This is a genomic window from Mucilaginibacter sp. 14171R-50 (genome assembly GCF_010093045.1).
Classification (GTDB): Bacteria; Bacteroidota; Bacteroidia; order Sphingobacteriales; family Sphingobacteriaceae; genus Mucilaginibacter.
The window spans coordinates 1682712-1705968 of sequence record NZ_CP048115.1 but is presented as its reverse complement, the minus strand read 5'-3'; the positions used below and the strand labels follow the sequence as shown (position 1 = coordinate 1705968).

19 protein-coding genes are annotated in these 23257 nt (G+C 42.2%); 5 read left to right on the top strand and 14 right to left on the bottom strand.

The window, feature by feature from the left end; all coding sequences use genetic code 11:
* Positions 1–291: 291 nt before the first annotated feature.
* The 4 genes from recA to GWR56_RS07935 all read right to left on the bottom strand — a co-directional run bounded on the left by recA (position 292) and on the right by GWR56_RS07935 (position 3467).
* Positions 292–1299: a recombinase RecA gene (gene recA, locus GWR56_RS07950; RefSeq protein WP_162430589.1), complete on the bottom strand. Its 1008-nt coding sequence runs from the start codon at positions 1297–1299 to the stop codon at positions 292–294.
* A gap of 113 nt (positions 1300–1412) precedes the next feature.
* The gene (gene nth / locus GWR56_RS07945; protein ID WP_162430588.1) at positions 1413–2174 is read right to left on the bottom strand and encodes an endonuclease III; all 762 of its coding nucleotides are present in this window, start codon (positions 2172–2174) and stop codon (positions 1413–1415) included.
* 211 nt (positions 2175–2385) lie between these two features.
* Positions 2386–2583 (bottom strand): hypothetical protein, encoded by a 198-nt coding sequence (locus GWR56_RS07940; protein ID WP_162430587.1) that lies wholly within the window; start codon positions 2581–2583, stop codon positions 2386–2388.
* A 299-nt stretch (positions 2584–2882) separates the two neighbouring features.
* On the bottom strand, positions 2883–3467 hold the full coding sequence (locus GWR56_RS07935) for an RNA polymerase sigma factor (protein WP_129877749.1): 585 nt from the start codon (positions 3465–3467) through the stop codon (positions 2883–2885).
* A 401-nt stretch (positions 3468–3868) separates the two neighbouring features.
* Between GWR56_RS07935 and uvrA the strand changes: the two genes are divergently transcribed.
* Complete coding sequence (gene uvrA, locus GWR56_RS07930; RefSeq protein WP_202925391.1) at positions 3869–6736, top strand: excinuclease ABC subunit UvrA; 2868 nt, start codon at positions 3869–3871, stop codon at positions 6734–6736.
* Between the two features lie 227 nt (positions 6737–6963).
* Positions 6964–8991 (top strand): IPT/TIG domain-containing protein, encoded by a 2028-nt coding sequence (locus GWR56_RS07925; RefSeq protein ID WP_162430586.1) that lies wholly within the window; start codon positions 6964–6966, stop codon positions 8989–8991.
* 75 nt (positions 8992–9066) lie between these two features.
* Here the strand turns inward: GWR56_RS07925 and GWR56_RS07920 are convergent, their stop codons facing one another.
* From GWR56_RS07920 to tsaD, 3 genes are all read right to left on the bottom strand, one after another.
* On the bottom strand, positions 9067–9459 hold the full coding sequence (locus GWR56_RS07920; protein WP_162430585.1) for a contact-dependent growth inhibition system immunity protein: 393 nt from the start codon (positions 9457–9459) through the stop codon (positions 9067–9069).
* Positions 9460–9463: 4 nt separating this feature from the next.
* Positions 9464–9634, bottom strand: coding sequence for a hypothetical protein (locus tag GWR56_RS07915; RefSeq protein ID WP_162430584.1), 171 nt, complete (start codon positions 9632–9634; stop codon positions 9464–9466).
* Between the two features lie 93 nt (positions 9635–9727).
* Positions 9728–10729 carry a tRNA (adenosine(37)-N6)-threonylcarbamoyltransferase complex transferase subunit TsaD gene (gene tsaD, locus GWR56_RS07910; protein WP_162430583.1) on the bottom strand — a complete coding sequence of 334 codons (1002 nt, stop codon included), beginning with the start codon at positions 10727–10729 and terminating at the stop codon, positions 9728–9730.
* A 180-nt stretch (positions 10730–10909) separates the two neighbouring features.
* Between tsaD and GWR56_RS07905 the strand changes: the two genes are divergently transcribed.
* A complete protein-coding gene (locus GWR56_RS07905; protein ID WP_162430582.1) occupies positions 10910–15385 on the top strand; it encodes a translocation/assembly module TamB domain-containing protein in 4476 nt (1491 codons plus the stop codon).
* On the opposite strand, the gene GWR56_RS07900 is transcribed toward GWR56_RS07905, so the two are convergent.
* From GWR56_RS07900 to GWR56_RS07890, 3 genes are all read right to left on the bottom strand, one after another.
* Entirely contained in the window at positions 15382–16587 is a 1206-nt protein-coding gene (locus tag GWR56_RS07900) for a bifunctional 3,4-dihydroxy-2-butanone-4-phosphate synthase/GTP cyclohydrolase II (RefSeq protein ID WP_162430581.1), read from the bottom strand. The genes GWR56_RS07905 and GWR56_RS07900 overlap by 4 nt on opposite strands.
* Before the next feature lie 100 nt (positions 16588–16687).
* Positions 16688–18106, bottom strand: coding sequence for an LptF/LptG family permease (locus GWR56_RS07895; protein WP_162430580.1), 1419 nt, complete (start codon positions 18104–18106; stop codon positions 16688–16690).
* A gap of 89 nt (positions 18107–18195) precedes the next feature.
* The gene (locus GWR56_RS07890) at positions 18196–18576 is read right to left on the bottom strand and encodes an START-like domain-containing protein (protein ID WP_162430579.1); all 381 of its coding nucleotides are present in this window, start codon (positions 18574–18576) and stop codon (positions 18196–18198) included.
* 319 nt (positions 18577–18895) lie between these two features.
* Between GWR56_RS07890 and GWR56_RS07885 the strand changes: the two genes are divergently transcribed.
* Together GWR56_RS07885 and GWR56_RS07880 are read left to right on the top strand one after the other, a co-directional pair.
* Positions 18896–19426: a phage integrase SAM-like domain-containing protein gene (locus tag GWR56_RS07885; protein ID WP_162430578.1), complete on the top strand. Its 531-nt coding sequence runs from the start codon at positions 18896–18898 to the stop codon at positions 19424–19426.
* A gap of 75 nt (positions 19427–19501) precedes the next feature.
* Positions 19502–19873 (top strand): hypothetical protein, encoded by a 372-nt coding sequence (locus GWR56_RS07880; RefSeq protein ID WP_162430577.1) that lies wholly within the window; start codon positions 19502–19504, stop codon positions 19871–19873.
* 161 nt (positions 19874–20034) lie between these two features.
* Here GWR56_RS07880 and GWR56_RS07875 read toward each other — a convergent pair whose 3' ends face one another.
* The 4 genes from GWR56_RS07875 to GWR56_RS07860 all read right to left on the bottom strand — a co-directional run bounded on the left by GWR56_RS07875 (position 20035) and on the right by GWR56_RS07860 (position 23225).
* Complete coding sequence (locus GWR56_RS07875) at positions 20035–20988, bottom strand: hypothetical protein (RefSeq protein ID WP_202925390.1); 954 nt, start codon at positions 20986–20988, stop codon at positions 20035–20037.
* On the bottom strand, positions 20988–21212 hold the full coding sequence (locus GWR56_RS07870) for a hypothetical protein (protein WP_162430576.1): 225 nt from the start codon (positions 21210–21212) through the stop codon (positions 20988–20990). The genes GWR56_RS07875 and GWR56_RS07870 overlap by 1 nt, the downstream gene beginning before the upstream one ends.
* A gap of 265 nt (positions 21213–21477) precedes the next feature.
* The gene (locus tag GWR56_RS07865) at positions 21478–21726 is read right to left on the bottom strand and encodes a helix-turn-helix domain-containing protein (protein ID WP_238395330.1); all 249 of its coding nucleotides are present in this window, start codon (positions 21724–21726) and stop codon (positions 21478–21480) included.
* The gene (locus GWR56_RS07860) at positions 21726–23225 is read right to left on the bottom strand and encodes an SIR2 family protein (RefSeq protein WP_162430575.1); all 1500 of its coding nucleotides are present in this window, start codon (positions 23223–23225) and stop codon (positions 21726–21728) included. Before GWR56_RS07860 ends, GWR56_RS07865 begins: the two co-directional genes overlap by 1 nt.
* Positions 23226–23257: the final 32 nt, after the last annotated feature.

Below are 23257 nucleotides of genomic sequence, written 5' to 3'. Positions count from 1 at the left end.
CTGTCCCGTTATAACAGAGTTGCCTAATAACATTAATACTTATGTTATTAGGACGATGTAAAAACGAACCTTAATTTATAACGGCTAACCAATTAAGCTGGTTAAACAAGAGTTTAGGGCCGGAGATTCCCAGGCACCCCCCCTGAAATTAATGCCGGCGGTACGCCAAAGCTGATCCGCACAAAAAATGGCTGATTAGCGCGAGCGTTAAGTTTAAAACCGAAAGGTATTATACTAAAACAGCCTCCCGTTTGGGAAGGCTGCCTTAGTTGATATACTCAGAATTATCTTTTAAGCTTCTGTTAAACTTTCACCGGTTACCGTTTCCTTTATTTTCGCTTCCAGTTCTTCCGCTAATTCCGGGTTATCCAGTATTAGTTGTTTAACGGCATCGCGGCCCTGGCCTAAACGTGTTTCGCCATAGCTGAACCACGAGCCCGCTTTTTTAATGATGTTGTATTCAACACCCAGGTCAATGATCTCGCCGGCTTTTGAGATGCCTTCGCCAAACATAATGTCAAATTCGGCGATGCGGAACGGAGGCGCAACTTTGTTTTTAACGATCTTAACCTTAACGCGGTTACCCGATACCTCGTCGGTATCTTTAATTTGCGATATACGGCGAACATCCAAACGCACCGAAGCGTAAAACTTTAAGGCGTTACCACCGGTAGTAGTTTCAGGATTACCAAACATAACGCCGATCTTATCGCGCAGCTGGTTAATAAATATACAGCAGCAGCCGGTTTTGCTGATGGTACCGGTTAGCTTACGTAATGCCTGCGACATTAAGCGCGCATGTAGGCCCATCTTAGAATCGCCCATTTCGCCTTCTATCTCTGCCTTAGGCACTAATGCGGCTACAGAGTCGATAACTAATATATCAATAGCGCCCGAGCGGATCAGGTTATCGGCGATCTCTAAAGCCTGCTCGCCATTATCCGGCTGCGATATCAAAAGGTTCTCGACATCAACACCCAGTTTTTTTGCATAAAAGCGATCGAACGCGTGCTCCGCATCAATAAAGGCGGCAATGCCACCCCTTTTTTGTGATTCGGCTATAGCGTGTATCGCAAGGGTTGTTTTACCCGACGACTCCGGGCCATATATTTCTATAACCCTGCCTTTTGGCAAGCCGCCTACCCCTAAAGCGATATCGAGGCCCAGCGAACCGGTAGATATTGCTTCCGTTGCTTCAATAGCGGTATCACCCATTTTCATGATGGTACCCTTGCCATACGACTTTTCCAGCTTATCTAACGTAAGCTGTAATGCTTTCAATTTATCTGCGTTGCTCATCTTAAATTATTGTGAAACAAATATAAAATATTATTTATTAAAATACTAATATTTTTAGTAATTTATTTTATTTGTTTGGTTCCCTGTAAACTTACCTAACCAATGCCTATCCATCAAATATCTTTATCAACACTTCGCTTTGTTAATTCTTTGCTTATGCCATTTAGTAGTTTTCTTTTTTTGGCGTCATTCGCCTTCCTGATGCGGGCGGCCTCGGCTTTCAACAGTGCCGTTTCAGAATTTAGCTGTTCGTAGTATTTGCAAAACCAGGTGAGGGGGCAAATTTCGCATTTCGGCTTACGGGCCACGCATATATATCTGCCATGCAATATCAGCCAATGGTGGGCCACGCCAAGAGTTTCTTTTGGTAAGTGCTGCATCAGCTGCCGCTCGACGGCCAGCGGGGTAGTTGCCCGGTTGGTAAGCCCAATACGGTTAGCTACCCTAAATACATGCGTATCAACCGCAATGGCAGGTGCATCAAACACTACCGACGCAATTACATTGGCGGTTTTGCGACCAACGCCAGGCAGCTGTTGCAACTCATCCAGCCCTGATGGTATTTCGCCGCCGAATTTCTCCATCAGCATTTTAGCCATCCCGGCCAGGTGTTTGGCCTTATTGTTAGGATAGCTTACGCTGCGTATATAGTTAAATATCTCGTCGGCATCAGCTGCGGCCAGCGCGGCGGCATCGGGGAAGCGTTTAAATAGCGCCGGTGTAACCTGGTTAATGCGCTTATCGGTACATTGAGCAGATAGTATAACCGCTACAAGCAACTCATAGGGGCTAGTGTAATGCAGCTCGGTAACCGCGTTGGGCTGGTTCTTTGAAAAGTATTCTACAAAGTGGCGGTATCGTTCGGCTTTGAGCATTTGTTAGTTCACTGGTTCATTAGTTCAATTGTTCATTGGTGCTTGGTTAAGCGAGCCAATCAGCAATGCAAAACTATTAAACTATCCACCAATAAACTAATGAACCATTAAACAAATGAACCCATATAAAAATAGAAAGGTTCATAAATCAAGCTGCCGGGGATTATCCGAACTGTTTGATCTATGAACCAGTGTTTTAGCGTAGTACTACTTAGCGCAGGCTCTTTGAATAATCTAAAATGTGATGTATGGTCTGCAGTTTTGGCTTTTTCTTTAAAAGATCCAAATCAGCGCGGAGGGAGTTATAAAATATCACCTCGTCCGCTTCCAGATTCTCATATACCTCTGATTGTTTCACCTGAGCTTTATTAGTGACCGCATTAAAAATTGAAGTAAAGGTTTCACCCATAAGCTGTTGTTTGTTTGATTATAAAATTAACGAGAATTATTTATTAATATTTCACAAAGATGAAAATTAAATGAAATTTTTTTTGAAGGTTAATTTTTGGTCCATTACCATGGTTCAAATTAAGAATATTAACTATTTCAATGGAAATTCATCGCAAATTAAACGGTGGTACGTGCGGCTTATTGTTGTAATATCATAAAAAAAGCCGCCCTTATAGGGCAGCTTTATAACAATGATATCTACCGGCATATTATATGCGCGGCTAACTCTTCAATTGATCAAATGATTATAGCGCAGAATTAGTTTTTCAAGCTCATTTCCTTGCTTTGCATCATTTTACGCAGGTTGTTAAGCGCATAACGCATACGGCCAAGCGCGGTGTTAATGCTTACATCAGTAACATCAGCAATTTCTTTAAAGCTCATATCGCCAAAGTGGCGCATAATAAGTACCTCTTTCTGCTCTGAGGGTAGTAGTTGTATCAGCGATTTCAAGTCTTTATGAGTTTGCTCACGTACCAGGCGGTCTTCCGCGCTTTCATCGTAATGCCCCAGTACCTCAAAAATATCAAAATCATCGCCATTGCTTACCATAGGCGCGCGCTTTTCACGGCGAAAATGGTCGATAACCAGGTTATGGCCTATACGGGTTACCCATGGCAAAAACTTTCCCTCTTCGTTGTATTTACCAGCTTTTAGCGTATTAATAACCTTAATAAACGTATCCTGAAAAATATCTTCGGCAAGGGCCTCGTCTTTTACAAGTAAATAAATGGAAGTGTAAATTTTTGATTGGTATCGCCTAATCAGCTCAACAAGTCCGGCCTCATTACCGGCGATATACAGATGGATTAGATCCTGATCACTTTTCAATTGAAAATCCATAGAAGCTACTAATAAACTAAATTAAATTTTTTGTCGTTATTAAAAGTAGAGTTCTATCTATAGCGTTTCTTTTAGGGTTTAAGAAAAATGTTACCCTCAAATATAATGATCTTAAAAAATAAAAACAAATATTTTTTAGCGGGGTATATTATGTTCTTCTCGAAAGCCACGTGTCACTAAATTGCAAACTCTTTTATTAATAACTCATTAAGCTCTCGTATTGCCAAAACTCATTTGGAAAAAGCTAAATATTTTAGGATTTTTGCATTTCCAAAAAGTTCATGGATAATAGATGGTAGTTTATTGCAAACTATTGGTTAGATAACAGGTTTTATCAAAGGTTTAACCTATAAGGCAAATTTCTACCATGATCTATGGGCCATGAACGACCAACCAATACTATGATCAAGGAAGCAGAAAAAGATCCGCAGAAAAATATAATTATAAAAGGGGCAAGGGTACACAACCTTAAAAATATGGATGTGGCCATCCCCAAAAACAAGCTGGTGGTTATTACGGGCATGTCGGGCTCGGGTAAATCGTCGCTGGCGTTTGATACTTTGTATGCCGAAGGGCAGCGCCGCTATGTAGAAAGCTTATCATCGTACGCACGCCAGTTTCTGGGCCGCATGAACAAGCCCGATGTTGATTACATAAAGGGCATAGCCCCGGCAATAGCTATCGAGCAGAAAGTAATCACCAGTAACCCACGCTCTACAGTTGGTACCAGCACCGAGATATACGATTACCTTAAACTGCTTTTTTCGCGCATTGGCAAAACCATATCGCCGGTATCGGGCGGGATAGTAAAGAAGGACAGCGTAACCGACGTGATCAATTTTATTACCACCCTGCCTGATGAAACACAGGTAACTATACTGTGCCCGCTGCACCCGCATAACAACCGCAGTATTAAAGAGGAACTTGCCGTTTTGATGCAAAAGGGGTTTGTAAGGGTTGAGTACGACGGGCAGGTATCGCGTATAGAATCGCTTTTGGAAGATGAAAGCATCGATAACGCCTCGATAGATACCGGGAAAGGCAAAAAAGACGATGCTGCCGACCATACGCAAACAACGACTGTTGATCCGCATGTGCGCATAGTTATTGACCGCATTACTAAAAATGAGGAAGATGAAACCATTAGCCGACTGGCTGATAGTATACAAACCGCGTTTTTTGAAGGTAAAGGCGATTGCTTTGTGCGTTACCGCAAACCCGAGGAGGAGGAAGAAACCGAACGTTTCTTTTGCGACCGCTTTGAGCTTGACGGCATCCGCTTTGAAGAACCTACACCAAACTTCTTCAGCTTTAATAACCCTTACGGCGCTTGTAAGCGCTGCGAGGGGTATGGCAAGATCATCGGTATTGACGAAGACCTGGTTATCCCCGATAAAAGTAAAACCGTTTATGAGGGCGCTATTGCCCCCTGGCGCGGCGAGAAGATGCGCGAGTGGAACGATGTGCTGGTAAAAAACTCCCTGAAATTTGATTTCCCTATTCACCGGCAGTATAACCAGCTTACCGAAGAACAGCAGCGCCTGCTATGGACAGGCAATCAATATTTTCGGGGGCTGGATGCTTTCTTCAAGGAAATGGAGGAGCAAACTTATAAGATACAATACCGCGTGCTGCTATCGCGCTACCGCGGAAAAACTACCTGCCCCGAATGTAAGGGCAGCCGTTTGCGTAAGGATGCAACCTATGTAAAGATCGACGGAAAATCAATCACCGATGTGGTGCTGATGCCTTTAGATACCGCACTGGAATTTTTCAGCAACCTGCAGCTGAACGAAACCGACCTTAAGATAGGCAAGCGGCTGCTTTTAGAGATCACCAACCGCCTCAGCTTTTTAAATGATGTGGGCCTGGCATACCTAACACTCAACCGTTTGTCAAACACACTTTCGGGGGGCGAGTCGCAGCGCATTAACCTGGCCACGTCGCTGGGCAGCAGCCTGGTGGGTTCGATATATGTACTGGACGAGCCAAGCATTGGCCTGCACCCCCGTGATACCCAGCGTTTGGTAACGGTGCTGAAATCCCTTCGCGATGTGGGGAACACCGTTTTGGTGGTTGAGCACGAAGAAGAGATCATGAAGGCCGCCGACCATATCATAGATATTGGCCCCGAGGCCGGCACACATGGCGGCAACCTGATATTTACCGGCACTTACGACCAGATCATAGTTGACGACGATAGCCTTACCGGCAAATACCTAAGCGGCCGCGAAGAAATTGCTATACCTAAAACGCGCCGCAAGTGGAGCGATTTTATCGAGATAAAAGGCGCCCGCGAAAATAACCTGAAACATGCCAATGCCAAGTTCCCGCTGGGTGTGCTTACGGTGGTAACAGGTGTATCCGGCTCCGGTAAAACCAGCCTGGTAAAACGCATACTGGCGCCCGCCCTGCAAAAAACGCTGGGCAATTACAGCGGCGACCAAAGCGGCGCTTTTGACAGTATTGAAGGCGATTACAACAAAATTGAACAGGTGGAACTGGTTGACCAAAACCCAATCGGCCGTTCGTCGCGCTCTAACCCGGTTACTTATGTGAAAGCCTGGGACGAGATACGTAACCTGTACGCTGCGCTGCCGGCTGCAAAAGCTGCCGGTTTAAAACCATCGGCATTTTCGTTCAACGTTGAGGGGGGGCGCTGCGATGTTTGCCAGGGTGAGGGCGAAGTGAAGATAGAGATGCAGTTTATGGCGGATATCTTCCTGACCTGCGAGGCCTGCGGCAGTAAACGCTTTAAGCAGCATATACTGGATGTTACCTATCAGGATAAAAATGTATCAGAAGTGCTGGAGATGACCATTGACGAGGCGCTGATATTTTTTGCCAAAGACACTAAAATATTGGCCAAAATAAAACCACTGGTAGATGTTGGTTTAGGGTATGTGCAGTTAGGGCAATCCTCAAACACGCTATCAGGCGGCGAGGCGCAGCGTATTAAGCTGGCTTCCTTCCTTGTTAAGGGTAACAACACCCATAAAACACTATTCATATTTGATGAGCCCACAACCGGTCTGCACTTTGCCGATATCAAGAAATTGCTGAAATCATTCGACGCGCTGCTGGAGCATGGCAACACTATTATTGTGATTGAACACAATATGGATGTGATCAAATGCGCCGACTGGGTGATTGACATTGGTCCCGAAGGCGGTGACCGCGGCGGTAACGTGGTTTTTGAAGGCACCCCCGAAAACCTGATAAAAATTGAAGACAGCTATACCGGCCAGTTTTTGAAGGAAAGGCTTTAGTGATCAGATCAGAGGTTGGGAAAACAAGTAAGGCGATGGAGTTATTCATCGCCTTTTTTTATTCCTTAAATATCACCCGCAAAGTACAACGATCGTGTCATGGTAATCGTTCGTAACACGCCTTTACCGACGGCCCGCTGTTAGTACGCAGTAAAATATACCGTAAATACTGTATATGCCTGAGATTTAAATAATCAGAGATTTAAAAAAATTAAAATCTCATCATAATGAAGCTGTATCTGAAAAAAATATTAAAAAAACCGGCCATCCTTGCCTTGCTTATTGTGGCGGTAAGCGCGTGCAAAAAAGAAACTGTAATTAAGCCAACTCCCCAACCGGAGGTTAAAACCTCTACCGTTAAAGGTAAAATAGACGGAAAGGAATTCGTCATCAAAGAAAATAATATCAAAAGCACATTATTCAGCACCCCCGGCGATGGGGTAAAATCCCTGGAGACATCGGCCACGCTGGATGCCAACGGCAACAAGCTTACTTTTTTTATCGACGATCTGAAGAACGGCGCTATCGCCCTAACCAAAAAGTCGGGCACATCACTTAACCCCGGCACTAAAACCATTAAAGTAAACGCGGGCACATCGCAAACCTATGTGCAGTACTTTAACAGCGGCAATGCGTATTATGCATTATCAGGCTCTATCAGTATCACCATTACGGATACCTATATTGAGGTTAAATGGGACATTATGTTTAAGGATGCAAGTGGCCGCGAGTTTAACTCGTCAGGTGGGTTTACCATAACCTTCGCATCGGTAGTAACCAAACCAAAGTCAGAGGTAAAAGACCCTACTCCGGTGGCTGATAAACCAACTATCGAAAACATTGCACCTACAAAAGGCCGTACCGGCGATACCGTGTCCATAACCGGTGTAAATTATAGTGCAACGCCTGCAGATGATGTGGTTAAATTCAATGGCGTAAATGCCGAGATCATATCGGCCACCGCTACCAAACTTATGGTTAAAGTACCGGCAGGCGGTTCAACAGGCGCGGTGTCTGTAAAAGTTAAGAACAGCGAGGTTGCCACCGGGCCTACGTTTACCTATATACAAGCGGCAACATTTACATCGTTTGCGCCGGCAAGCGCTAAAACTGGCGATACCATAGTTGTAAAAGGCACTAATTTTAGCACGATACCGGCAGACAATGTTGTACACTTTACCGGCCCGCAAAACAACCTGTTCACCGGTACAGTGATAGCTGCAACGGCCACGCAATTACAGGTTATAGTACCGCAGGGCGCCGTAACCGGTAAAATATATTTGACGGTTAACAGCGGCACCAAACTAACAAGCGCAACCGACTTTACGCTTGTGGTACCGTCGCCACCAAACGGTTGGACTCAAGTAGATCAAACGGTAAGTCCGCAAACGGGTATTATGTCGGCATCCTCAGGCAGTCGCATGTTCTTCACCAATGGCAAAACCGGCAGAAACCTGTATTACAGCAGCGATAAAGGGGTCACCTTCAATAATGTATTTAACAGCCTGCCGCTTACAAAAGATACATTGAAAGTTAACTTTATTGTAGCCGATGGGAACTACTTTTACATAACCACTAACCTGGGCGTTGTAAAAACAGATGGCACAGTGTTCACCAAACTTATCGTAAACCCTAATTTGCCAAACCTGGGCTTTAACGGCATAGTCGCTAAAAGTGATAAGGTGTACCTGCTATCGGGCCAGTCATATTATATATCACTGAACGGGGGAACCAGTTTCCAGGTAAAAAATGCGAGCTTAGGTGGCGCTACCAGGCTTGACCATATTGCAAGCGATGGAGGCGGTAAATATTTTTACGCTATTGATCCTGCATCCAATAAGTTCTACCGCTCTACCGACCAGGGGCAAACATGGCTGGTTACTACGGGAACTACGGGCACTTACTTTTTAAACGAAGGCTATAAAAATATCCTTTCGGCGCCTGGTTACACCTATGCTATATTCAGCACCAGCGCGCAAATAGCTGATAACCGCCTATATCAATCGCGCGGCCAGGGCGACGTATTTGTTAAAGTAAGTGACGAGCAGGTAAATGTGATAAAACAATGGGGGGATTATGTGGCCTATGGCGGCACAAGTTTCAGCCTGTCGAACGATGTAGGCAACAGCTATAAAAAGTACACCATACCGCAAGGGGCTACCATTGCCGGTATCGAAAGGGTAGATAACACTTTCTTTATTTTCTGCACCACTTCTGGCGGGCAATCTGTCAGAATATATAAAAGGGCTTTCTAATACTGTATAAAGTACGGGTTAGAATTTTTGTAAGTGTTTTTTTATACGGCCCCTGCAAATGCGGGGGCCGTTGTTTTAATTGAAATTGGCTAATATATCTTCAGAGATACCAGATTGAAGTAATAAATTTTTATTCCCCTTAATTAACTGTATCAAGTTTTTGAATAATAAACTATTCTTACTCCAAAACGCCTTATCAACTTTCAATACCACATTTAAAAGATCTCCTGGGTAATAATCCCCTTCCGATAAAATGTTAATATGTAACTGTTCCAGAGCTAATGGTATTAGGTAATTCAAACCTACTTGCTGCCCGATCATAATTCTCATGTCTTCAACCGAGTATTCGTTTAACGGCCGTCTTAAAAGTTCTGTGCAGCGCGCGGTTAAATTGGAAGAATATCCATCATTTGTCATCACCTTCTTTTCAAGGTTTTGCAAAGACTTGAATTTCCAATTGCTTTGCATTTAATTATTTGCCCCCGGTTTTCCAGTACATGTAGGCTATACCCCCAATCACCAAAATAGCCAGTACAATAAGCCCGGTTATACCTTTGCGTTTATCCTGGCGCATTAACCAAACTAAAAAAGCAACAAGCGGCAGTACAAAAACCGCCCAAAAGATAAGAGAAGGAATGTTCATAATTTTAGTTCATAGTCAATGGTCGATAGACCATAGTATTGTGTTTATCCGGAAGCAGGTCTATGGACTATCGTCTATAGACTATCGACTTCCCTACATCGGCATACGTGCCAGCGGCGCTACGTCCTGCCCGGCAAATTCACCTTTTAAATATTTATAATAACCGGCAATGGCTATCATAGCCGCGTTATCAGTACAGTATTCAAACTTGGGTATAAAAACGTTCCAGCCGTTTTCGGCGCCAAGCCGGGTAAGCCCTTCGCGCAAACCGGTATTAGCCGACACACCGCCGGCCAGGGCTATATCTTTAATGTTATATTCCTTAGCGGCACGTTTTAATTTATTTAATAAAATAGTAGCAATGCGTTTTTCAACCGATGCGCAAATGTCGTTTATATTTTGCTTTATAAAATCAGGGTTAGCAGCAACGTTATCCCTTATAAAATAAAGGATGGCTGTTTTAAGTCCGCTAAAGCTAAAATCAAAGCCCGGTATCTGCGGCTCGGGGAATTTATAGGCATCAGGGTTACCACTGCGTGCGTGCTTATCTATCAACGGGCCGCCGGGATATGGCAGGCCTAATATTTTACTGGTCTTGTCCATCGCCTCGCCTGCCGCGTCGTCAAGGGTTTGGCCAATCACTTCCATATCGAAGTAATCTTTTACCAAAACTATTTGCGTATGCCCCCCTGATACGGTAAGGCACAAAAAAGGAAAAGCAGGCTTGTTTGGGCCGATAAAGTGCGCAAGTATATGCGCCTGCATGTGGTTAATATCTACCAATGGCAGGTTTTTGGCAAGCGCGAAGGACTTGGCGAACGAAACCCCTACCAAAAGTGAGCCTAAAAGCCCCGGGCCGCGCGTAAAAGCTACCGCATCAATATCATTTTTGCTTACTTTTGCGTTTAATAGTGCTTGTTGTACAGCAGGAACAATATTTTGCTGATGAACCCTTGAGGCAAGCTCGGGGACAACGCCTCCGTACGCTTCGTGGATGGTTTGATTGGCAATAACATTGCTTAATATTTCGCCATCAACACAAACAGCTGCTGAGGTTTCATCACATGAAGATTCGATTCCTAATATTACCGGCACGTTATTAAGTAAAAGTCGAAAGTTAAGGTCAAAACACTTATTACTTTAGACTATGGTCATAAATAAATTCAAAAAGTAAAACACTTAGTACGTTTTTGAATTTTTACTTTTGAATTCTAAATTAAATACAAAGTTATTAAAAAAGTACTCAAAATAGCGTTAAGTATCGTATTGATAATTTTGTTACTGATAAGCATATTGCTATTGCTTTTTCAGTACAAGCCGGTACAAACATGGGCGGCAAAAAAAGCCACCACTTATTTATCAAAAGAGCTTAATACAAAAGTGGATGTAAAAAGCCTTTACATTAAGCCCTTTTCATCAGTAGTATTAGAAGGCCTGTACATTCTGGACAAGCAGCAGGATACCTTGTTGAGCACCCCAAAACTGGTGGTAGAGCTTAGCGGCTTTTCAATCTTCAACAGCATCAAAAAAAAGAAGATAGATTTTGCATCCATTCAGCTGGACAACGGCTCGTTTTACCTGAAAAAGTTAAAAGACAGCACAACCAACCTTAAGTTTGTGCTCGATTACTTTAATTCGGGCGATACAACAAAAACAAAAAGCAAACCCTGGACACTTACCTTCGAAAAAATAGCCATTAATAACTTTCACTTCAGGTACAAGAACCACTTAAGGACAGAATTGGTAAAAGGTGTAAACTTTAACGATGTAGATCTTACCCATTTCAGCACCATTATACGAAATATGGACCTGAAAAATCACCTTTTTAAAGCCAGGATAGGTGGTTTAACCCTGCATGAAAAAAGTGGATTCGTGGTACGGAACCTTAATGCTAACGCTACCATCGATACCAACCAGATATTGCTTCAAAACCTTAACGTACAAACAGCGCATTCCAGCGTGAAGAATTTTTTTAAGATGAAATTCAAATCGTTTGATGATTTTGACGACTTTGAAAACAAGGTGAATATGGACGCCGACTTTAAATCGTCGCACCTGTCATCAAAAGACATAGCTTATTTTACCAGCACACTGGATAAAACGACCTTTGAACTGGGCATAGACGGCCGCGTGCGCGGCATGGTAAGCAACTTGAAAGCCAAAAATCTTACCATTACAGCCGCCCAGGGCACATTTATAAAGGGCGACTTTAACTTAACCGGCCTGCCCGATTGGAACAACACTTTTTTGCAGTTAAAGTTCGACCAGATAGCCACCAATAAAAAGGACCTGGACTACTTGTATAGCCACTTTACAGGCAAGCCAAACGCAAAAGTGCCGGATGTAGTGAGCAAATTTGGAAACGTAAACTTTACAGGCAGGTTTACCGGCCTGCAAAACGATTTTGTGGCATTTGGTACTTTTAAAACAAAACTGGGCCGTTTTGACCCGGATATTAACCTGAAAATAAACAAAGCGGGTGTACCGAGTTACAGCGGTAAAATTTCCACTAATAACTTTGACCTTGGCAGCTTATTAAACGACAATCAACTTGGTCGTACTACGCTAAGGGCCAATATAACCGGCAGCGGCGACGACCTGAAAAGCCTGAATGTACACGGCGATGCGAAAATTGCCTACCTGCAATTTAAGGGTTATGCTTACAGTAACATAACTACAAACGGCTCTTTTAACCGCAAAACAGCTATAGGCAGGTTAGCCATTAACGATAAAAATATTAAGCTGAACCTGGCGGGCAGTGTTAATTTAAACCCCAAATTGCCTATATACAATTTTACAGGCAGTGTAGGTAACGCGCATCTTCGCCAGCTTAAATTTGTAAAAGATACCATTTCGCTCAGCACCGATATCAGCACCAATTTTTCGGGAAATAACCTGGATAACCTGGACGGACGTATTTTACTTAGCAACACCCGTATAATAGATCCACGAAACAACTACGTGGTTGATTCGGTTGCCTTAACCGCTGCCGGAAAGGGCGCTGCCAGGGTGATATCGCTGCGATCTGATCTGGCCGACGGCAGCATTAAAGGCAGTTACGACCTGGCCACCCTTCCGTCATACTTTAAAACCATAGCCAAAAAATATATTCCGTCGTTAAAAACAACCATTACCCCGCATCAGCCGCAAAATTTTGATTTTAACTTAGCGATAAAAAACATCGACCCGCTGCTGGCCATTTTTATGCCCACCCTTAAGGTGCCTGAACAGGGCACTTTTGTAGGTAAGTTTAATTCTACCGAAAAAACAGCCACATTGAACGGCTATATTAAGACCATTAAACTGGGCAAAATAGTGTTTCATGATTTTATTATTGATGAGAGCACGGCTGATGACATGCTCGGCCTAAACGTATCCTTAAACCGTGTTGACCTTACCGACAGCCTGTACATCAAAAACATTAACATTACCAACTTTTTAAAGAACGACAGCCTCAATTTTAACGTAAAGTTATCTGATAAGGACGCCGCCAACCAGTTAGACCTTTACGGACTGGTAGAATTTGGCCGAGACACTACCGCCAAACTGGCGATATTACCATCAGATGTAATATTGGAACACGAAAACTGGAAGATACAAGAGCAGGTAAAAATACGGCTGCTGGATGGTAAAACCCAGGTATCGGGATTTGAGCTATCAAACGGCGTCCAAAAAGTGCGGATAAACGGTTTTATATCCGACCGCACCGAAGACGAACTGAAAGTAACCTTTGATAAATTTAGTATGGCTACCATTAATCAGCTTACAAAAACATCAGGTGTACTGTTAAAAGGGTCCTTAAATGGCGATGTTACGTTGAGTTCCATCATGAAGAAACCCGGAATTGATGCAAACCTTAATATCGATTCGCTGGCGATGAACAAAACGCTGGTAGGCAATGTCAAGATCGTCTCGAACCTTGATAATGCCCATAAGCAGGCCAGGGTAAACTTAAATATAACTAATCGTGGTTTAAAGACCATGAATATCGATGGGGTATACACACTGGCGCAGGAAAACGGCGATAACCTGAACTTCGACATTAAAATGGACCATACCGAAGCCATTATCTTTGAGCCTTTTATAAAAGAGCTGGTATCTGATATTAAAGGCACCGTGTCAGCAAATCTGCAGTTATCCGGCTCGCCATCCAAGCCGCAACTTAACGGCGAGGTCTCGTTAAATAATACGGGCGTGACTGTTAATTATCTTAAGACAGCGTACACCGTAAACGAGAAACTGGCGGTAAGCAACAGTGTTATAAAGATTGATAAAATGGTGCTGAAAGATGGCCGTGGAGGCACCGGCGAGGCAAACGGAACGGTTGACCTTAACCAGATATCAAACCCTACGCTTGATATAACTGTGCAAGCCCGTAACCTGATGGCGCTTAACACCACTTTTAAGGATAACCACCTTTATTACGGTACTGCCTACGGTAGCGGTACCTTTAGTTTTACAGGGCCTGTAGATAACATGAAGATAGACATCAAGGCGTCAACCGAAGCGGGCACCATATTTAATATTCCGTTAAATACTTCATCTACGGCGGCGGAATATGATTTCATCAGATTTGTGGACCATAACGATACCACTTTAAAAAAGCCCGTTGAAAAGAGCAAGGCATTTAATGGTGTTACGCTAAATTTTGACCTTACCGTTAATGAAAGTACAACCGTACGGATAAGTACAGATTATGGTGTATTAGAGGGTACAGGCCAGGCCCGCAACCTCAAATTGAACATCAATAGCCTGGGCGACTTTGAGATGTTCGGCGCTTTCCTGATCACATCAGGGAAGTTTGAGTTTACCGCGAAGGATTTTATTAGTAAAAACTTTGTGGTGAACGAAGGAGGCACCATCCGCTGGACGGGCAACCCCGCAAATGCCGAGATAAATTTGAAAGCCGTTTACGAGGTACGCACCAATATCGCACCGTTGTACACCGCTGCCGGCCTGCAAGCGCCGCAGCCCAAGCAGGTACTGGTACAGGCCGAACTGATACTGTCCAAATCATTGTTACAGCCTAATATCGATTTTAATTTTAACTTCCCGGTTGACCCATCAATTAAAGATGACCTTAGCACCTACCTGGCCGATAACAATAACCGGAGCCAACAAGCCCTCAGTATTATTGTACGGCGTAGCTTTGCATCGGGCACAGGCAGCAACTTAACCAACCAGGTATTGGGTACCGCCGGAGAAGCAGTGAGCGAATTTGCGTTTAATAAGCTTAACAGTTTTATCTCGCAATCAAACATCAAATATTTCGATTTGAATATACGGTCGTTCAACGATGCGAGCGCGTCACTTAAGTTTTTGAACGACAGGCTTCTTATAAACGGCAGTTTATACTCTAACAGTGGCACAAGCGATCTGTTCAATAATAAAACCAATTTACTGAATACAGACTTCAGGACGCTAACCAAAGATTTCGAAATTCAATACCTGATACGAAGGGACGGTAACCTGCGGGCCAGGTACTCGTACCGGGCGTTAAACAGCACCACCCTGAACAGCATTAACGACGCGCTGGGTGTACAATATGTAAATGGTATAGGTTTAGTGTATCAGCGGGATTTTGATACGTTTGGCGAATTTTTGCGTAACATTTTCAGGCAGAGGCGCCGCCGTAACAACGATGCACCTAAAACCCCTTCACCGGTGCCCGCAACAAACATCGCAACACCTGTGCCTTCAAAGCCATCTGAGGACAACAATGCGAATGAGGATACCGAAGGTGATAATTAATGCTCGCGCATAATAGCGTGGTCCATTTTATCGCGTTTGGTACGTAGGTAAGCTTCATTATGCGGGTTCGATTCGATCTCTATCGGCAGGTTCTCGACCACTTCAAGCCCGTATCCTATCAACCCGGCACGCTTTTTTGGATTATTGGTTAACAGGCGCATTTTAGAAATACCCAGGTTGCGCAATATTTGCGCGCCTATGCCGTAATCGCGCTGATCCATCTGGAAGCCCAGTTTGATATTCGCCTCAACAGTATCTAACCCATTCTCCTGCAAATGGTAGGCTTTAAGCTTATTTACAAGCCCGATACCCCGCCCCTCCTGGTTCATGTAAACTACCACACCTTTGCCTTCCTTACTTATCATTTCCATGGCTTTATGCAGCTGTGGGCCGCAATCGCACCGGCACGACCCGAAGATATCGCCGGTAACGCATGAACTGTGCACACGCACCAAAACAGGCTCGCCGGGTTGCCATTCACCTTTTACCAGTGCTAAATGATTTTCGCCGGTATCCAACTGCGTATAAGCTATCATGTCAAAATCGCCCCATTGGGTTGGCATTTTTACCGATACCTCTTTACGCACCAACGACTCAGTGTTCAAACGATACTCGATAAGGTCTTTTATCGAAATTATTTTAAGGTCAAACTCTTTGGCCATCACCAGCAGCTCGGGCAGGCGTGCCATATCGCCATCTTCTTTCATAATCTCGCATATTACGCCGGCAGGTTCAAAACCGGCCAATACTGAAAGGTCTATAGCGGCTTCGGTATGTCCCGAACGGCGTAAAACTCCGCCATCCTTGGCAATCAGCGGGAAGATATGCCCCGGCCGCCCCAGGTCGGCAGGCCTGGTTGACGGGTCAATTAACGCCAAAGTTGTTTTAGACCGGTCTGTCGCGGATATGCCGGTTGTACAGCCATTACCAAGCAGATCTACCGATACAGTAAAATTCGTTTCGTGCGATGTGGTGTTACGGCTAACCATTGGCTCCAGTTCCAGCTCGTGCGCGCGTTGCCTGGTTATAGGCGCACAAACAAGGCCGCGCCCATACCGCACCATAAAGTTGATAGTTTCGGGCGTAGCGTTCCGGGCGGCGGTTAAAAAATCGCCTTCGTTTTCGCGGTCCTCATCATCTACAACAATAATGGTTTTGCCTGCTTTTATAGCTTCTATTGCTTCCGGTATGGTGTTTAACATGTCTGCGTCAATTTGTAAGAGAAATTGGCTGGTATAGTACAATTGCCGATACAACAAATTTATACGATAATAAGATGAATAAGGTCGGTATTTTGTAAAACTATACGGGCTTGGTTTTACGCAGGTTAAAGCGCCTAAAGAAACGTTTATACATATCCGCATCAAAAAGGGCCGAATCGGTAGCTGATTTATACGTAAGGAATACCCCAATAGGCAGTAAAACAGCAATGGCTACCCATGCCCCTATCAGCGGCGATAAGTCTCCCTCTTTGGCTGATTTTTCGCCAATGGTACCTATAATGTAATATACCAGGAAAAATATCACCGATATAACTACAGGCATACCCAACCCTCCTTTACGTATTATCGCGCCCAAAGGCGCGCCAATTAAAAACAGCACTATGCAGGCAGCGCCAAGGGTAAATTTCTTTTGATACTCCATTATATATCGGCGTATACTTTTTGATGTTTCCTTGTGCCTGTCGGCCCGGTTTTTTATCACATCCAATATTTGGTGAACTTCGCTGGAAGCATTGTTTAAAGCGCTGATCTTTTCACTTATGGAGCTCATCTTGATACTATCTGCCGGCAGCACTTTAACCTTTGATTTTTGCGGCATGGTATTATATTTCATATACGCCGCCACCAGCGAATAATTAAGCCTTACATTACTATCCACCTCCTTGTTTGCCGAATCGATATAATGCTGCAACTGGCGCAGGTTCATCATCATCGAGGCGCTCCTGAACTCGTTCTCGTCGGTCCGCGTCATCTTAAAGCCCGAAAGATCGAATTTTTGCTCGGTTTCTTTAAACCGGAAACGCGTAAGCCGCTTGCGTGGCATGGCGTTACCCTGATCGCCGGCATCTTCTACATAACGTACCCCATCCTTCAGCTTCAAGATCAGGTACAGATCATCTTTAGACCGGTACATGAGCCCCGACTTTGCAAACAAAACATCCTGGTTTGTTTCAAGCGCCCCTTTAGAATAGATCATGATATCGTGCAGGGTCTGCCCGTCGGGGTCTTTCTTTTTTACGCGTATGGTGTACCCCGGAAAACGATTGCTGAAAACATTTTCGGGGAGCAGGTCGGCTGATTTTTGCTTGCGCGCATCGTACAGGAGCGAGTAATATTTAAGGTTGGCCACCGGCAGCATATAATCCGAAAATACGAAGGCCGCAACGCTAAGTACCAACACAACAACCATCATGGGGTACATGGCGCGGCGCAGTGATATCCCGGCTGATTTAATGGCAACCAACTCATAATTTTCCCCAAGGCTGCCGTATGTCATGATAGATGAAAGCAGTACGGATAGCGGCAATGCCATAGCCACATTGGTAGCCGAGTTATACATCATCAGCTCAAGAATGATGTACCACTGAAAGCCTTTACCGATAAGATCATCGATGTATTTGAACAAAAACAACATCAGTAATACAAACATCACTATCAGTAAGGTTACTATAAAAGGCCTTATAAATGATTTAAGTAATAACAAATGTATTTTTTTCATCGGGCAATTGCGTACAGGGATTGAAACGTAAGCGCGCGCAAATAATTGTTATTTACACGCCGGTTTCATCATACAAAATACGGAGAAATTTAAGCGCCCAGGGTGCTTATCAGGTAATTTATCTGGTTGTCCCAGATAAGCTTACGCTCGGCAATGGTTTCTTCGGTTGCGAAATCAGTAATGCTTAAGGCAACATCATTTGTCAGTTCGTCCTGGATGATCTCCATTTCAAAGTAACATTGGGGCTCATCGTCAACCCATTTAAACCTAACCAGTTTGTTCTCTTTAACAGCAACCAGTTTGGCATTCTGCTTTTCGTCGTCCCAGGTAAAGGTGTAAATCTGGTCGCGAACGCTTACATCATCAGCAAACCATTGTGTTAAGCCATTAGCTTCGTTAAGGAAGGTATATAGTATTCTTGGTGAGGATTTTATCTCGTACTCAAGGTTGAATTTTTTCTTCTCGGACATTGGGGTTCAATCGTTACAAATCAATCAAGGGGGCAAAAGTGAACATTTTTTCTAAAGAAAGCGAATTTCTGCTATATTTGCAAACCTTTTTCAGGAACCATGAAAACGGCGGGGTAGCTCAGATGGTTAGAGCGTAGGATTCATAATCCCGTTCCCTTGGCGCTGAAATGGTTTGAAATGGGCAGGAAGGCCCTTTTTTATCCCCGTATCAGCCAGATTGAATCATCAAATGACAGGTTAATCCAGCCGAACCGTTAACAAATTGCGACCTTTGACTGGGGCGTGGAAAACAATTTTATTTACTTTAAAAGTTTTTCACATGGCCAGCGCAAAAATTGTTACATGGAGCCGCAAAGACAAAAACGGCAATTTCCCTATCGGTATTAAAGTATCTCAAAACGGCATTCCTGCATATCTTTTTGAAGGAAATGTTCTTGCCTCCCGCGATTTCTGGGATGCAACAAAACAGCAAGTAAAAAAGGCACATCTGCATCATATGCGGATAACCAATTTTCTGACAAAAAGGCTTGCTGAAATCAATGAAAAAATCCTTGAATTTGAAACTGCAAAAAAGTATTCAGCGGAAGACATTATCGAGGCGACAAAACCCAAACCCGTAAAGGAAATTTCTCCTGCGCCAAGGCTGCCCTTGTTCAAGGATGTTGCCGATAATTATTTGGCCGAACAAAGGGCCTTGGGCAATTACGATGTCTGCAAATCAGATACAAGCCGTTTGAAACGCTTTTATGAATTTGCCGGAAACGGTGTAACCTTTTCTAAAATCACGGTTAAGTTCCTACGCCGCTACACGCTATTTCTACGCACCGGGCATAGTCGGAATATTCATTAATTGTACCAAATCTCATATACTATATGATTGAAACACTAAAACTTAAAGCTAATTTTGCATCTAAAATTTGAGAACATGAATATTAATGATTTAAAATATTACGTACGATTTGTATTTAATTGTTCTGACGGGTTAGGGTTTTCAACAGATAGTGCGGATCACATAAAAAATTGTGTCAAAGGTCAAGATGGCAAGTCTACCAATGAACAATTTAACATTGGTGATGAAATAGTAATTATATGGGATGAGTACGGTGAACGTTCATATACCGTTAGCGAAGTAGAAATAAGGGATATTAGATACGATACGGATGAAAAACTGTATGGTGTACACTTAGATGATAGAGGAAACATTACTGACACAGACCGTTTTTCTTTCATGACGATTTTTGTGTCATTAACAGCAGTTGAAGAAAAAATGGAAGACAGCGACGAAACTGTAGAATAATTTTATCCCGAGCAGCACAGTCAGCCTTAATTTTTTTTGATTTTTGAAATTTGAGGTTGAAGCAGAAAGCCCATATCCCCAATAGTTTACATTCATCTGCATCATTGGAGGTTAACTATTATAGCATAGTAAATGTGTAGGTACAAAGGTCGGTTTGAATTCTATTTCGTCAGTTCAGTTTCGTTAATCGTTAAAACTTCAGTGGTGCCAATTTTGCTTGCCGATATCCCTGTATGTAAGTTGATTACCACAATAAAATAGGTTTTGTTGTTAAAACTTATCATCGGTGGAAAGAGATTATTCTTTTCGTTCAGTACGAATTCTATTTCGATATTGTCTGTATTGAATATCACAAGATAGCCAAGATCTTTGCTATAATCATTTGTATATTTTATTATCTGGGAAAAACCGTCAATTACTCTTTGTTTCCCGTAACTCTTATCTTTATCTAAAACTTTTATTTCAATGATAAGCGGATCGTCAGTTTCAATGGCTCCAATAATATCACCACGTCCCGAAGTCGATTTAGGCGTGGAGAATGGATAATCTATCCCTTGATCAAATAGAAATAATCTTAAATCGTCCTCAAAAATTTGCTCATAACTTTTGGTCGCATTTTGGTACTCTTTCAAAAGATCTTTATAGGTAAACCATTCCGTCCTTCTTTTGTACTTTTCCAGCAAATAGACAATTGAGTTTGATTTATCCAGTTTATCATGCAAGTAGTAAAATAAGGGGGTTATCAGTTCTTCGATAACGTTTTTTTTAGTCTCTTCAAAGTTTCCTCCGTGAAAGTTTGTATAGTGATGCAGATTGTAATCTTTATATTCTTGGATAAAATATTTTAAGAACTGATAACAGTAACTCGCATGTTGCACTTCATCTTCAAATGATAAATCCGGTGCGCCATAGTCATTATCTCCCATTTCTTTTAATTGTTCTTGGCTAAAAGGGTATTGGATAATGGAATCACTTATCAAGCTAAAAAGCAGCTTATTTTTTTCAATGTTATTGATGCAGTATTTTAATTGATGCCCAAACTGTTCATTAGTCGCCTTATAAAGTCTACCCTTCCATTCTTGTAAACTTGTTCTGATATTGTGATTATAGTACATTATTTCCCGATTTTCTTGAATATTTCTTCTAAACCTTTAAAGGCATTGTTTATTGTTTCGATATTACTATGGACAGATCCGTCGCTGTCTTTTAGCTGAATTTTTACTTTACAATTGTTACAAAAACGCAGTTTTTCAGCTTTTGCGTCAATAAGTTGAATTTCATCAATGTATTTACATTGGGGACATTCAATATCTATCCATATACTGTTAAAGTCGATCATTATAACCTACGCCAAATTAGATCTCCCGTTCGCGGGATTGATTTCGACCCTTCTCCGAAATTTCCCGGATACATTCGAGTTCGACTTGTTTCGCTCCTGCAACCATACCTTTGAAGTGGTCACTCTCGGCTTTAGCAGATAGCATTTATTGTGCAACTTCCGGCATTTCTTGTCTTAGCTTGTACATCTGATTAAAGCCCTTGATATATTCAGGCGATGTGTCTAATTCTTCCTGCATAGCTAAAAAGTTTCATAAGTAAAATCCTCAATGAAATCCCTGATGCTGTCGGCATCGTATAGGATAATTTTTTTCTCGGGCTGCTATAGGGAATTTTCCTTCGTCACGGAATTTCTGCACCGTGGTTTTGCTGATGATGCGTAACATCTTCATGGCTTCCTCGCCGGAAACCCATTTGTCGTCTTGTGATTGTTTAGGCTTTTTGCTGTCGATATAAGCTTCAACCTTATCGATCATTGCAAAAAAAGCGCGATCCTCAAAACAGGTAACTTCCATTATTCTTTACTAAATTTCTTAAAATCGTAAGCGGATAGCATTCTTTTAAATTCAGTATTTTTTTTGTTATTATAATCCCGTAAATATTTTTCTGTGTCTTCTATGCTAACCTTATCATTCATTATAGACCAAAAGATTGCTCTGCTTTTTGAACTTTTAGGCACCGAATTATCATCTAAAATTCCTTGTACTGTAGCGTGGAGTGTTTGACAAGCAGCGGGAACATCTGCCAAATATCCTTGAATTTTGATTTTCTGATTTTCTTTTAAAGCAGCGGCTGATGTTAAGTTGGCATTGATTAGATTAAATCCATAAATCGGAAAATATTGGGTCTTCGGTATAACGTATTTGTCGATTAATCCCACCGTCTGCGAATTAGCTTCATCAATTAATTTGAAATAATTAGCTAAAGTTTCAGAACTCGTTAAGTAATCATATTTTATTGTACGGTCTGTCCCAATGGCCAATATTTTTGCCGCATTTCCCAGCAGATCGAGGTCTTCAGTAATTTTCACTGCAATATTTCCGCCAGAGTATATTTCTTTCACTACCGCCTGCACCTTTCTCACATCCATCGCAGAAATAGGTAATTGCAGACTTGATATCGAGTTATAAATTGCGGAAAAATTATCGGTCCTAATTTTGTTTATTCTTATTGTGCTAAACCCTTCCATGTCAATATCATGCTCAACAATTTCGTTAGACATCGAGCCTGAATCGTATTCTACGAGCAAGAAATTCGCCCTGATTTTTTTTGCTTGTTCGGAATTTGGTTCTATGTATGTAAAGATTGTTTTCAAAATACTCTTAATATTTTCATCACCAATACTATATCCAAAAAAAATAATTGGATTGTGAATGAACAGCGATAACAATTGCGCTCTTATTAATTCATACTTTTGAAAAAAAATTTGATAATCTTCTGTTGTAATAATAAGCTTTCCTGGCAATGTACGGCATCCATGTATTTTGTATACAGACCCATAAGGATTGCTTAAAAGTATATCATTGCCTATCAATTTATTAAATTCAAATGTCTGTTCTATAAGATTATCGTAATTTGTTGTGATAATAGAACTTATATTTTTTCTGATCTTTTTGAGTTCAGATAATTCATCTGCTTTTTCAGGTCTAAAATCAAGCGTTGAAAATATTTGACTTATATAAATTTTAAATCGGCTTAAATTAACTCCCTTTGCCATGTTTTCATAGAAGATGTCGTTAATATCTTTGAATTTGCCGTTTCGCTCCTCCTGTAACTGACGATTAAATTCCATTTCAAGTTTACTCGAAATCATTTCGAATTTATATTTCCCATTTTCTTCGCTGGAAGCTTTTATATCAAGGTAATATTCGTTGTTGCCTTTAAGATCGAAAGCGATTTTAGCAAGTAAACCATCCCATGTGTAAGAATTTCGCAGATAGCGTAAACTAAACCCCGTTCCTATGAATAAAACAGGATGATTTTTATATTGCGAAATAAATTCAGAGATATTCATGTCAATAAGATTTACATAAATGTAAAAATAAA